Here is a 12,828-nt window from a genome sequence, read left to right on the forward strand (position 1 = left end):
TTGTGCCCATGTTAAGGTTTGTTTGGAAAATTTATTATCTATATATAACATTTGCGCTATCTGTTAAATTATAATTTTTGATAATATATCCGCTTGCCAGGATCACCCAAAAACTACAATAAGCAAATTCAGGAACCGAGACCATCATAACAACAAATAGCATTATTACTGCTGCACGATAGTTTTCTTTCAGGATTTTATTTTTAACAGGAATAAAAAGGTGGGTGCAGACAAATGCTGTGAAAGCTAAAAAACCGAACAATCCTGTGTTAAATAATAAAGTGCTGCAAAAATCTGTTGATCGTGCAAAACCAAACCCAAAGCCAAATAAGAAATGTAAAATATCTGATGTTCTCCAAAAGTTAAATGTGGCCAGAAAAAAGGAAGATCTTTCATCGCCCGAAACTGTTTGTCCGGAAAATTTATCGAGAAAGATTTGGTTTATAAGTTCACTGAAAATATCGTTTGTAGTATACAAGAATAAAACCAGGATTATCAAACTGCCGATGATAAGCATTATACTGTAACGCAGTTTTCTATTTGACGAAAAAAACATCAGGTAGATACCATAAATAAACAAGCCCAAAAAGGCTGTTGTTGAAAAAGTCAAAATCAAACAGCATAAGCAAAGTGCAGCCTCCCACTTTTTTTTCATGCCGATTAGCAAAGCAAAATATGGAAGTGTAGTAAAGGAAAACATTGAGGGTTCGCCTGTAAAGCCCTTTATACGCAACCAGCTAATGGCTCCAATACTTTGAAGTTGAAAAGAACCACCAATTACGCCATCTTCCTGATTACCATAAACCCTGTTACTAATGAAGTCGCCCGATGTGTTAAATACCATATAAAATATTAACTCATATAGCCCGTATATTATAAGCAACCTAAAAGTCCACAAAATGAACTTGATCAATCGTTCGTCTCCATAATTTTTTATCATTAAGTATAAAAAAACGTTGCAAATAAGATATGCCGACTGGGTGATTAAGCTACTCCTTAAAATTAAAGTGGTGTAATCGCTGGCATCAATCAACACTATAGTTTTAGGAACGCTGACGGGAAATAAGAGACTTGCTATTTGAGACATTAGCGTAATGCCCAAAAATAGAAACACGAATAAAAAAAATTCCCAAGCCGTTTTTTTTTGCAGTTCGGACTTTATGGGAGAAGCAAAAAAAATGCACAATAGAATAATAGTAAGTAAATAGGCTGGAACCGTAGCCGGAACGGTTGGGATAATTGCGAATGCCGTTAAAGTTGACACCAACACAATGAGGTATATAAAACTTTTATACTCAACTTTAACTTTAACTAAATCCATTATTCTTACTTTCAAAAGCTGCACTTTATTATTAGTGCGAGCTAAATATCTTTTCCTAAACTTCTTAATCCAAATTTGACATAGTGCTTTAACATTTGAAACACATAATAAAACCTTGCCGTATTAATATCTAATTTTCCGGTAGTGGTCACCGCCCTGTAATGTTCTTTAAAAAGTTTTTTGCTATTGCCACTTAAACCTCCCTGTGCCATACGAACTGTGAATTTATGCATGAAGGCAGTTTTAAAATCTTTACCCGGGCGAAGCAACAGCTCGTAGTCGCCGCATATTCTAAAGTCTGTATCGAAATGACCATATTTTTCAAACAACACACGGCTGTGTAAAGCCCCCGGATGTGCAATAGTATTTTCGAGTCGGGCTTTTTTCCAAATCCAAGGTAAACCAAGTGGTTTTATGATCTTACCCGTCATTGTAACCAAGTGCATTTTTGATGATATAAACTCCAAATCCGCCTCCGAATAGGTGTTAATAAAATCAACATAGTCGGCCAATGCAGAGGGATAAAAGACGTCATCAGAACCAATAAAGGTTATCCAATTCCCGCTGGAGAGTTTAAGTGCTTTGTTCCAAGCGTCATATACCCCTTTATCCGGTTCAGATATCCACTTAGTGATATACTTATCATATTTTTCTATAATGCCAACAGTTCCATCTGTTGAATTACCGTCAATTATTATATACTCAATGTTTTTATAAGTTTGATCAATTACGCTTAAAATGCTTTTTTCGATCACGCTACCAGAATTATAGGTAGCAGTTATGATTGTAATTAAGGGCGTTTGTTTTGACTCCATCTTATTTTAATCTCTCATACAAGTTTGTATAAGCACCCGCAACAGCCGAGCCTTTACAATCTTGCAATATTTCAATATTCGGTCGATATACTTCCGGGGTATCCCATATCAGATCAACTCCTTTTTTAATATGAGCAACCGAATCGGTGTTTACCAAATAGCTTCCAGAATAATATTTTTGTTTTGCGTAAGCCCTGTTGGCTATAATTAGCGGTTTGTTAAGTACAGCGGCTTCGAGTAACGAAATAGGCTGCTGTTCCATATAACTAAGCAAAGCAAAAGCCCTGCAATTCATGAAATATTTCAATAACTCATCTGAATTAGCTTCCAAGCCTTTGATCCATTGGATGTTGACCGATTTTTCTATGATACGTACAAGTTGGGTTTCGTATTGTTCTTCACCAGCTATGGTTTTGCCAATCAATATAAGGGGTATGTTGTTTTCTGCGCAGGCTTGCGCCAAAAGTACCTGATTTTTTCGGCGACAAATATTGCCAACGCATAATATATAGTCGTTAGTTGGATCGTTATTTTTTACCTGGCTGCGAAGTTCAAAGAACCTGTCATCTACTATGTTAGGGATTACGCTTAATTTATGACTTGGTACTTTATAAAATTTTTTAAATAGCTCGGCCTGCTCATCATTTATTGCAACAATAACATCTATATAATCAACCATTTCTTTAACAAGCCGTTGCTTGTAAAAAATTGAAGATAAATTAAATTTAGCTACTTGTTTAAACGTTTCAAAATAGCTTATAAGCGCAGTGACCACAACCTTTTTTTGCGATCTTTTAGCCCAATAAACGTTTTCGTAATTAGCAATATCGATTCCCCAACAGTGCAAAACATCAAAGGTGCTATCCCTGCTCCAAACATCCAGTTTTTGAACATCCAATCCCTGAGCTTTGACTGCGTTAAATGTCGATAACATCTGTAGTTCAAAGCCTCCAAAAGCAAAGCAATGTGGTTGATATGGTAGATACTTAATTTTCATAGTTATCGTGTCTCATTTATAATGTTATCAAAAACATTGTTCACCATGCCGGCAGACAAATAGAGATCGTAAACACTGATATACTTCTCTCCGTCAAATTGTTGATACTGATCAACTATTTGTAAGACACTTTCTTTAAGCTTTTCTTTATTTTGGCTGTCGCAAACATATCCCAAGGCGTTAGTGTTAAAAAAGTCAACTACTGAACTATAGGCTGGTCCATATACCAAAATAGGCCTTCTGTATTGTATTATTTCTGCTACTTTTTGCGGAAAAGAGGTTTTAATCATCTGCTTATCGGCATCGTTAAATGAATAAGGGATAATAAAACACTGACATTGATTGTAAACGTCTATTAATTCATCTCTGTTTTTTACTGTGGAATAGAATGTAGTAGGCGAGGTGAAATGCAGAGCATCAAATTCGCTTCTATCGGTATATGTTTGTATTTGTAACCTCAATTTTTTGTTACATAATCCACTATCATTTATTTCATTTAGCACGGCATCTAACTCCAACAAAGGTTCATTATAAAGAAAACTTAAGCCTCCTGTAAATAAAAATGTAAAAAGATCCGTGCTACTGCTTCTAATCAAAGGCTCGCGCTTAAGAAAATGCGGAAGTAGAACGTGACTGTCTTTATCAAATTGCTTTAAATATGTTTCACGCAATCCCTGGCTTATATTTATTAAAAAGTTTGAATCTTTAATAGCTCTGGGTAGTAGTTTGCTGATAGAAAAATTTTCAAATTTTCGGTTCAGTTTTTTATTAATTGCTTCGAGGTCATCTACGATATACAAACCATATTTAGGTTTATTAAATAGAAACTTCAATATCTGAAACCTCCAGAGGAGTATGCCACTTGCTCCTATAGGTGCTACAACAAATACATCAGAGTCATTAATAATTGAGCCTATTTTTCTTAAGGAAATGATAAATGAAACTTCTTTAATGATCTTATTTAATAACCTTATATTATTTAAACGCTTAAATTTAGCATCACAAATAATTACAGTAATCCCCTCGTTGTCTTCCCGTATTTCCTGAGCGGTGGCCTTTACATTTCCACAAAAAGTTACCAATGATAACTCCTCTTGTTTTAAAGCCAGTAAAATATTATACAATAATACAGATATACCCACCCCTTTACTTCTTAAAGGCGGATCATCTGATAAAAATACTAATTTTCTTTTATTCAAAATCATAAAAACTGGGGTTTATAAAGCCCAAAAGGAGATGACACCAAAGGTGACGGATCCCTTTTTTTGATCACTTTTGCCGGTACACCTGCAGCAATTGTGTAAGGAGGTATACTTTTATTCACTAATGATCCTGCCCCTATTATAGCTCCTCTACCTATAATAACGCCGCCTAAAATGGTTACGTTTGCTCCTATCCAGTTCTCTCCCTCAATCGTTACCTTCTGATCAGTTAATGGTGAATAATCATGGTTATTATGCCCCCCTGCCACTATGGTTAATCCTAATGCAGTTTGAACGTAATCGCCAATGATGACCTCTTCAAATGCCCATATTTTATTGTAATGCCCTAATGAACAATTTGAACCTATCGATATTTTTCGGGGGTTAATAAACCTGAAACCACGATCAATGAAACAAGGGTAGTTGATTTTCACTCCTAAAAGTTTTAATAAAAAGATTTTTAAATTTCTGATTCCATCTGTTTCAAATGTTATCAGATCACCTAAATTCAAAATAATTATGGTAACTAACGATACTACGTCTCTATATAACTTTTTCATTAGCTTAAGCTTAATTTGAGTTTTTAATTGATATTATAACATCTGCCGCATTCGGGCTTTTAACTTGTCAAAAAAACGAACAAGTCGTGAAACAGGTCCGAGATCACGTAACGAAAGAATGTCGGCATGCCATTTATCTGCCTTCGTATTTCTAATTATTTCGTTTGGATGGATAAGCGAATCTAAAGAATAGGTTTTTAGATTCTCTACAAAATGCTCTGTGTGAGTATGCGTTCCTCGACTATCAAAACCAATATTTTTCACCAGGTTAACCCTTGGCATGACACTAAGACCATTGTTTTTCCAACAGTAATAAAACCATTGATAATCCCAGGTATCTAACTGACCATTTCTAACGCGATTGAAGTTATCTCGCCAATATTTTTTTTCAAACTTATCGGTTACAAAACCATTAAAGTCCCATTTATCGTTGTAGTCTGTTAAATAAAAATCGTACTTTTTCCATGCGCGCCTCCAGGTAGCCCAACCCCACATATAACAGGCGTAAGTAAAAAAGTATGAATGTTCTGACACTTCACTCAATTGGAAGTTACTACCAGAAATGTGCATTATCCGTTCATCAGATTTATATCTTAATAGAAGGTCTTCGCAAAATTCAAAAAAACTTTCATTGGCAACACAATCATCTTCTAATATAATTCCACTTTCAACATGGTCAAAAAACCAGTTTATAGCGCTTGAAACACCTTTTCCACAACCGTAATTTTCATTTCTGAATAATGTATGAACCTCACACTTCCAATCGATCTGACCTAAAATATATTTCCGGATATTATCAACTAACTCCGCTTCACCAACTTTAGTCATTCGTGGCCCGTCAGAGGCAATAAAAATACTTTCTGGTTGATATTTCCTAATCGCATTTAATGTGCGCTCAAGCGTATCAAGCCGATTAAATGTCAATAATAATACTGGTTGTTTCATCTTAAATTCACCGTTAACCAACTAATGATGGCTTGTGTTTGTTTGTCTTGTTTAGGTACCAATTTCATCAATTATTTTTTTACCTCGAATGTACCCGATAATTTTTATTTAATAAAAAAGAGAATAGATTTACTTTGGAGATAAAAAATATGTCTCGTAGATTTTTGAAATGCGAAATAGAGATATGACGCAAAAAATTGTGAAATCAAAGTAGCGATGGCTGCCCCATTAATTCCGTATCTGGGTATCAAAATAAAATTCAGCGTCACATTTATAATAAGCCCCAAAATAGATTTCCTGAAATTGTGAATATTCAAATTTTCAATCACCAGTATATTATTTATCCCTACCCCCCAAAAAACAAAAATACCAGTCCAAATACTAATATTTAAAGCAAAAGCGGCCTCCCTGTACACCTTACCAAAAAGCATATTCACTATTTCAACAGAAAAGGAATTAACAACAATTGAAATCGAAAAACTGATAAAGAATAAAATTTTAAGGAGGAGCAATACAATCTTATAATAACTGTCTTTATTATCTTTCATTTTTACAAGCTTGGGATATAAAGTTGATGTTAAAATCATTGGTATAAAATACCATAGTTCTGTAACCCGTACAGATACAGAATATTCACCAACAGCCTTATGACCAGCTAAATTATCAAGCATAATCTGATCAACTCTCATATAAAACAAAACTATAATACTCGATAACATTAGTGGCCAGCACTCTATTAACAATTGTTTAACTAAGCTGAATTTAAGCCTCCAAAAGAGTAGATTTTTAAGCTTGTAAAATATTATCAAACCAAATATCCCCCAAAAATTTTCAGATACTATAGCAACAACTATGATTACTAAACTAAACCCCTTTATGATGAAAAGAGCTTTGACAACTGAAGAAATGATGAAAGCGCCGTTTTTTGCGATTACGGTTTTTCTTGATTGTAATTTTGCCTGAAAATCGTAATCAATTACGTCAAAGCAAGAAAATATTGGCGACAAAGAAACAATAAAAGTTATAAGAAGCAAGTTTCTATCACTATCACTAATTGCTACGTACAAACAGCATATGCATAAAGAGATGATCCCTCCAAAAACGCGTAAGAAAAAAGCCGTTCCGATAAAAAAGAATTTGCTTTCCGGATGATCTATAATCTTTTTTATAATTATCTGATCTAATCCCAAAGTCGATAACGCACTCATCAAAGCAACTAAAGCTGTAGCGTAATTTAATTTACCGAATGATTGCGGACCTAGGTATCGTGCGACCCATATACCCACGATCAAACCAACACCCAAACGCAAGAATCTGTCAAAAAACAACCAGAATGCATTGCTTGCCATCTTCTTTATATCCGTAACCGAACTGATTTTTTTATATAAATTGGCAATGATCATAATTGAAAATTATTTGAATTACAGGCATAGTACAGCAAAGCAATTCAAGTAGTGAGTGTTTAAAACAATAAATTAGATTGTGAGATATTTAGCTTAAAGTTGAAACTTTAAAAATTATCGCATCATATTTTTGTAAGCTTTTCTTACCATGATAAAAAATGCACAAAAAATGGTGGCTATAAAAAAACCGGCTAAAAGACATTTAGGTTTACTCGGTTTTTCCGTTAAAAGTGGCAATACGGGGCTATCTATCAATTGTATTAAAGGCGTCTCCTGCATTAATGAAATTTTCGCCAACTCAAGATTTTTAACAAGTTCACCATAAATCCCGCTGTTTGCCTGTACATCAACCTGTTTTTTTTGCGAGGGAACCCTTAGCGTTAACAATGATGGATTAGCGTTGGGGGCGGCGTCTAATGCTGAAGCTACGGCACCTATTGAATTATTAAGAACCGACTTAACACTATCGACTTGCTTTTGTAAAATAAAAACATTGTGTGCAGTTTTTTTTGTTTTTGTTTTTATATAAAAGTCGTTAACAGTTTCAACTAACTTGTTGTTGAACTCCATAGCAAAAACTTCATCTTCAAATTTTGTATCTACTTCAATGATATTTAACTTTTTATTGGGTTTGCTTACGGTTAGTGAATTTTTGTTGATGTCTATCACTATATTTTTGATAATGCTATCCTGTTGCCTGTTAAAATGATCCGGATCTCCGCCGAAATTGAGATTTTTCAACTTATCATCTTTTTGTATGGATTTTCTCAAATCCTTAAAGTCGATATACCTGTCAATCATGAGCTGATCTTTACCGTTAAAATTAGCTTTAGCCAATAAAGTTTTCTCAATCATTAAACGTGACTGATAAAGTGCAAATATGTTATCCCCCTCAAATATCCCTTCATTTCCTCCGCCGCCAACATTTATGCCAGCTAAACTGGCAAGGCCAGCGTACTGCCCAAGGCCGCCACCTTTCTCAGATCCACCTAAGACAAATGTACACACAGCTGTATAAGTGCTTTTTTTAAAAGCAGCAAAGGTCAATCCAATTATAGCTCCTACCAAAGAAACCGCTAAGATGGTTAACCATTTCCTTTTTAAATGATCAATACCTGATTTGGTATTATGGATAATATCATTAACAGATACCCCATCTGAATCATTTACTGATCTTTGCTGATCTCCTTTATTCATGATTATGGCTAAGTACTATATAAAATTATGCTGTTTTATTTATTCAAACTTAAGATCCCTAAAATAATTGCTCCCAACGAAGCTAACCCGGTAGTAAATCCTAATATAGTTTGGGCAGTATTACCCTTACTTTCTGATTTTTTAGGAACATATATTTCACTACCAGGTTTAACAGATGGATGATTATTAAAGAACAAGAACTTCCGTGTGCCTTTTACCGTTCCGTTAGGGTAAACCACATATGCGCCGCGCCTCAGTGCATCCGGCCCGTAACCGCCGGCATTGGAAACAAAATCATTAAATGATTTTGATTTGTCAAATACCACGGCGCTTGGGTAAAGTACCTGGCCGTTAACACGAACAATCTGCTGTTGCTTTGGCACCCTGATAACATCGCCATTTTCCAAAAGCAAATCTGTTTTTGATCCGGGAGACTTTAAAATTTTATCCAACTCAATACCAACATAATTATTTCTTTGTTGTACGGTATCGGTGGTGGTTTTCGTCGAATCTTTGTATGATTGTTTTAACCTGTTGATCCGGGCCGAGCGTTCAGCATTTACTGATGCAGTATCTGCTTTGTTTTTATCGATACCCAGTATTGCAAAATTATCGCGTTTTAGCGAACCGCCCGCTGCATCGGCCGAGGCGGTAAGCCCGCCAGCCCTGGCAATCAGGTCGGATATTTTTTCGTTTTTACTTTTGATGGTGTAGGAGCCGGGGTATAAAACTTCGCCCTCAACCTTTACTGTTTTTTGTTTTTCATATCCGGGCAGGCTATATACCGAAACAATATCAAAGGACGTAAGCACAAAGTTAGCGTCTGCCGGTTTCAGCTTACCGTCAATATTAACGCTAAAAACCTGCGATACTGAACTGTTTTTAGATGAAGGATCGGCATCGGTTACTCTCCGGGCTACTTCAATACGGTTTGTACTTGCGCCTTCGGCAAAACCGCCGGCTTTTAAAATCAGGTCTTCTACTTTCATGTTTTCTGAAAAAGCGAACTTCCCCGGTTTCCTTACATTACCGTTAATAGTAACGGTGTATTTATCCCTTAAATCAAATATGGATGAGATGTTAACAATATCTTCACGCTGCAAGGGGATATTTACAGATTTGTTGACAACGTCCTTAACATTAAATCCTATTATTTCGGTACTATTATCTGGCTTTAAACGGGTAATCGTACCGCGTTCGGTAAAAGCGTCTTCTTTTAATCCCGCAGCTTTGTCCATTAGCTGCAGTAGTGTTAACCCACTTTGCAGTTCATAATCGCCGGGCCGGAAAACAGCTCCTTTTATTACCACCCGGTTTTCAAACCTGTATATAATAGGTTCAATAGTATACTTATCGCCCCTTAACGGAATGTAGTTTTTATAATCGGCTTCCAACACATCCGTTATTTTGCGCTGCTGATCACTTACCTGCGATACTTTGATCCTGGCAGTATATGCGCTATCAGTAAAACCACCGGCATAAGTTATAATGTTATCCAGGCTTTCTCCCGGCAAAACTTCAAACAACGCAGGTATTTTAATCTCACCAACAAGCTGCACCCTGGTCCGGTACGTTGGTACGCGTACAATGTCCTGATCCTGCAGGGTAATGTTGTTTTTCTGGTCGCCTTTTAACAAAAAATCATAAACATCCAGGTGCCTGATAATGCGGTTATTCCTGATCACCTCTATCTGCCTTAAGCTACCATTATCATTTGGGCCGCCTGCCATATATAGTGCATTAAAAACGGTAGCGAGAGAGGGCAGGGTATAAGTGCCTGGTTTAGCTACCTGCCCTATGATAATTACCTGGATACTCCGGATATTACCGAGGGTAACCTGTACGCTTGTACCGCGGCCAACCGCATAGTTGTTAGCTGCAAGCCTGCTTTTTATCAAGGCCGTAGCTTGTTCAATAGTTTTACTTCCAACATTTAAAATGCCAACCCCCGGAATGTTTATATTTCCTTCGGGGGATACTTCCAGTTTCCAGTTTACCAAAGAGCTGCCGTAAACATTTATGTTAAGCTGGTCATTAGGCCCAACAATATAATTTAGAGGGGTAGCCAGTTTAAGGTTGGGTTCAAATGAACTGTTTTTATTTTTAAAAATATCGGCGCCAAAAATTTTGGGCTTTAAGCTTTCAAATAAATCTTTATTGGTGTAAAGGGTATCAGTAGTATCTGGTTTATAATTAAGTTGCCTTCCTTGCTGTGTAAGTGTCGAATCGGGTTTGGTATTGGATGATTCGTTGCTTTTGGTCCTTAATTTTTTTATACGAAGTTCTAACTTTTGAACCTGCGCGGCTGACATTCCCCGGCTTTGAGCTTGCTGTAGTAACTCAGCGTCGGTTAATCCTGATTTTTGGGCTTGCTGTAACAGCTGAATCAGTTGCTGATCTGAAATATCGTCGACATTAATTGAGGAAATGTTTTGTAAGTTGGTTTGGGCGGTAATATTAGTAACTGCTCCGAAACTGAGTACAGCAATTAAAAATATAAGAAAGCGAAGTCTGTTCATATGTGAAAGTCATCAGAGTATAAAATAACACTCCAATAAATGATAATATTTTCTGCAAAAGTAAACCAATTTCCCATTTTAGGGGTTAAAGTGATTTTTTTAATTTCTAGTATAAATGGTGTGTTGATCGATAAACTAAAAATCGGGGCTAAAATTGTTCATTAATTAAAAAAATAAGTAAAGTTAATCCTGGCATGTAAATTGAAAGTCGAGCCATTTTTGTATTCATAATTCAACGTGTAAACAGGGGTAGCTTCTGCCGAGAGCAGGTAGTTTTTAAATTTATGATTAGCATAAAATGTACCCGCAATATCTACCCAGTGAAGATTGCTTACTCTGGCTTCAGTAAAAGCCTGGTAATACAGATCATTGTTATGTAACTGCCTTTCCAGCATAAGGCCATAAGAGTTGTAATTTTTGAGGTAACTTATATCAAAGATAAAGCTGTTACCACCTGGTCCGATTCCAGCACCTATGTATCTGCCATAATTGGTATAACCGTCTCTCGGGCTTTGCGAATGGATATACCATGAAGGTTCGTCACGCAGCAAATAGGTTGGCGCTCTTTGCAACTGTGTTATTTCCGATTTAATTTGTATAAAGCCGCCCCGGCTAAGTTCAAACAATTTGCGTCCGCCAAAGGTATATGCTGATGAATGCTCGGGTTCCTGTAAAAAGTCAGAAATACTTCCGGTGCGGTCATTACGAGCCCATTCAAAGTAAATTTCAGCTTTGTATAAAGGTAGCAGCTGTCTGATGTTGAGCGCGTACGCAAAATCCTGTTGGTCGCCGTTTTGTCCGTTGTTGATATCATTCGCCTTTAGTGAAGAGCCGGTAATAACCGGAATTACTTTACGGATAATGTTTTTATTATGATAAAGAGAGTCTTTGTCAAGATAGTCATAAGCAGAAAGGCCAAGGTATAAGCCCTTTAGCCATTTAGGCTGCCAGTTGACACTGTAGGCCGAAATATACCTTGTAACTTTAGGTTTGGGGCTATATAAATTGCTGCCGTATATAAGTTTGCTTACATCGTCTGGTGCAAAGCCCGATTGTTTTAGATTGCCTCCTATGATCTGCCACTCAAATGAGCCAACCAGTGTTTTAACCGGTTTGGTTGAATTGAAGGTCCAATGGAAAAAGCCAGGGGCCGAATTGCTCATCATGATTGAATTTCTTATTCCTGGTCCCCACCACAAGTTTTCTGTAGATACGCCGGCTTCAATGCTTTTATACGTCAAAGTGATTTTTGATTGCCCGGGATAAAGATGTTTTAAAGAAGATGTACCAAATCGTTCGGGTGCATCAATTCCATTGATTTGGCCAAAATAAGCACCCATAAGTGCCGGCGAATTGTTTCGGGCCTGTACATCTGCAAAAGTTGAAAAGCTTTTATTTTGTGCGTAAACCAGCTCAGGTTTTATCTGTACGTTGAGAATTCCGGCTTTTAACAAGAAACCGCCGCTAAGCATGCTTTGATAGCCTGCATTGGGATACAAGGAGGAATTATTGTAGCCAAAGGGACGGTTCACGTTGTATTCATTTAACCAGTTAAACGGAAGGATGCGTAAACCCGATGGCATGCCCATGAAATTGAATTTTAAATACTCATGGCTCGAAATCAATGGCTGAAACGCAGGATCAGCAACCGTTGAAGCTAAAGGCCTGATAACAAGCGATGACGTATTGCCTGTATTTCCTGCTACCTGATCCCTGCGTAATAGCTCCTCAGCATAGCTTCCAACTGGTATGGTTTGACTATAGCCTTTTAACGCAGCAGTGAAGGATAGTAAAATTAAAACATATAAGGATCGGATAGTTATACGGATGCTCATCAAAAAGAAAGGTTTAGGAAACTAATAAATTAAC

General features: G+C 36.6%; 10 protein-coding genes. All 10 read right to left on the reverse strand.

Annotation, left to right across the window (positions count from 1 at the left end; translation table 11 throughout):
- Positions 1–34: 34 nt before the first annotated feature.
- Positions 35–1,336: an O-antigen ligase family protein gene (locus J3L18_RS06980; protein ID WP_208102489.1), complete on the reverse strand. Its 1,302-nt coding sequence runs from the start codon at positions 1,334–1,336 to the stop codon at positions 35–37.
- Positions 1,337–1,362: 26 nt separating this feature from the next.
- Positions 1,363–2,136, reverse strand: coding sequence for a glycosyltransferase family 2 protein (locus tag J3L18_RS06985; protein ID WP_129570937.1), 774 nt, complete (start codon positions 2,134–2,136; stop codon positions 1,363–1,365).
- A gap of 1 nt (position 2,137) precedes the next feature.
- The gene (locus J3L18_RS06990) at positions 2,138–3,133 is read right to left on the reverse strand and encodes a glycosyltransferase family 4 protein (RefSeq protein ID WP_129570938.1); all 996 of its coding nucleotides are present in this window, start codon (positions 3,131–3,133) and stop codon (positions 2,138–2,140) included.
- A gap of 2 nt (positions 3,134–3,135) precedes the next feature.
- The gene (locus tag J3L18_RS06995; protein ID WP_311085658.1) at positions 3,136–4,332 is read right to left on the reverse strand and encodes a glycosyltransferase family protein; all 1,197 of its coding nucleotides are present in this window, start codon (positions 4,330–4,332) and stop codon (positions 3,136–3,138) included.
- Positions 4,333–4,334: 2 nt separating this feature from the next.
- Complete coding sequence (locus tag J3L18_RS07000) at positions 4,335–4,895, reverse strand: acyltransferase (protein ID WP_129570940.1); 561 nt, start codon at positions 4,893–4,895, stop codon at positions 4,335–4,337.
- A gap of 33 nt (positions 4,896–4,928) precedes the next feature.
- Positions 4,929–5,840 (reverse strand): glycosyltransferase family A protein, encoded by a 912-nt coding sequence (locus J3L18_RS07005; RefSeq protein WP_129570941.1) that lies wholly within the window; start codon positions 5,838–5,840, stop codon positions 4,929–4,931.
- 104 nt (positions 5,841–5,944) lie between these two features.
- A complete protein-coding gene (locus J3L18_RS07010; protein WP_129570942.1) occupies positions 5,945–7,243 on the reverse strand; it encodes a flippase in 1,299 nt (432 codons plus the stop codon).
- A 114-nt stretch (positions 7,244–7,357) separates the two neighbouring features.
- The gene (locus J3L18_RS07015; RefSeq protein WP_129570943.1) at positions 7,358–8,440 is read right to left on the reverse strand and encodes a GumC domain-containing protein; all 1,083 of its coding nucleotides are present in this window, start codon (positions 8,438–8,440) and stop codon (positions 7,358–7,360) included.
- Positions 8,441–8,475: 35 nt separating this feature from the next.
- Positions 8,476–10,959, reverse strand: a complete 2,484-nt coding sequence (locus J3L18_RS07020) for an SLBB domain-containing protein (RefSeq protein ID WP_129570944.1) — start codon at positions 10,957–10,959, stop codon at positions 8,476–8,478.
- Between the two features lie 161 nt (positions 10,960–11,120).
- Positions 11,121–12,794, reverse strand: coding sequence for a capsule assembly Wzi family protein (locus J3L18_RS07025; protein WP_091162794.1), 1,674 nt, complete (start codon positions 12,792–12,794; stop codon positions 11,121–11,123).
- Positions 12,795–12,828 lie beyond the last annotated feature (34 nt).

Source organism: Mucilaginibacter gossypii (assembly GCF_017569325.2).
Taxonomy (GTDB): domain Bacteria; phylum Bacteroidota; class Bacteroidia; order Sphingobacteriales; family Sphingobacteriaceae; genus Mucilaginibacter; species Mucilaginibacter gossypii.

Coding starts and splice junctions, on each gene's coding strand:
- J3L18_RS07015 (WP_129570943.1), bottom strand. CDS start 8,440: ATGAATAAAGGAGATCAGCAAAGATCAGTAAATGATTCAGATGGGGTA.
- J3L18_RS07020 (WP_129570944.1), bottom strand. CDS start 10,959: ATGAACAGACTTCGCTTTCTTATATTTTTAATTGCTGTACTCAGTTTC.
- J3L18_RS07000 (WP_129570940.1), bottom strand. CDS start 4,895: ATGAAAAAGTTATATAGAGACGTAGTATCGTTAGTTACCATAATTATT.
- J3L18_RS06985 (WP_129570937.1), bottom strand. CDS start 2,136: ATGGAGTCAAAACAAACGCCCTTAATTACAATCATAACTGCTACCTAT.
- J3L18_RS07010 (WP_129570942.1), bottom strand. CDS start 7,243: ATGATCATTGCCAATTTATATAAAAAAATCAGTTCGGTTACGGATATA.
- J3L18_RS06990 (WP_129570938.1), bottom strand. CDS start 3,133: ATGAAAATTAAGTATCTACCATATCAACCACATTGCTTTGCTTTTGGA.
- J3L18_RS07025 (WP_091162794.1), bottom strand. CDS start 12,794: ATGAGCATCCGTATAACTATCCGATCCTTATATGTTTTAATTTTACTA.
- J3L18_RS07005 (WP_129570941.1), bottom strand. CDS start 5,840: ATGAAACAACCAGTATTATTATTGACATTTAATCGGCTTGATACGCTT.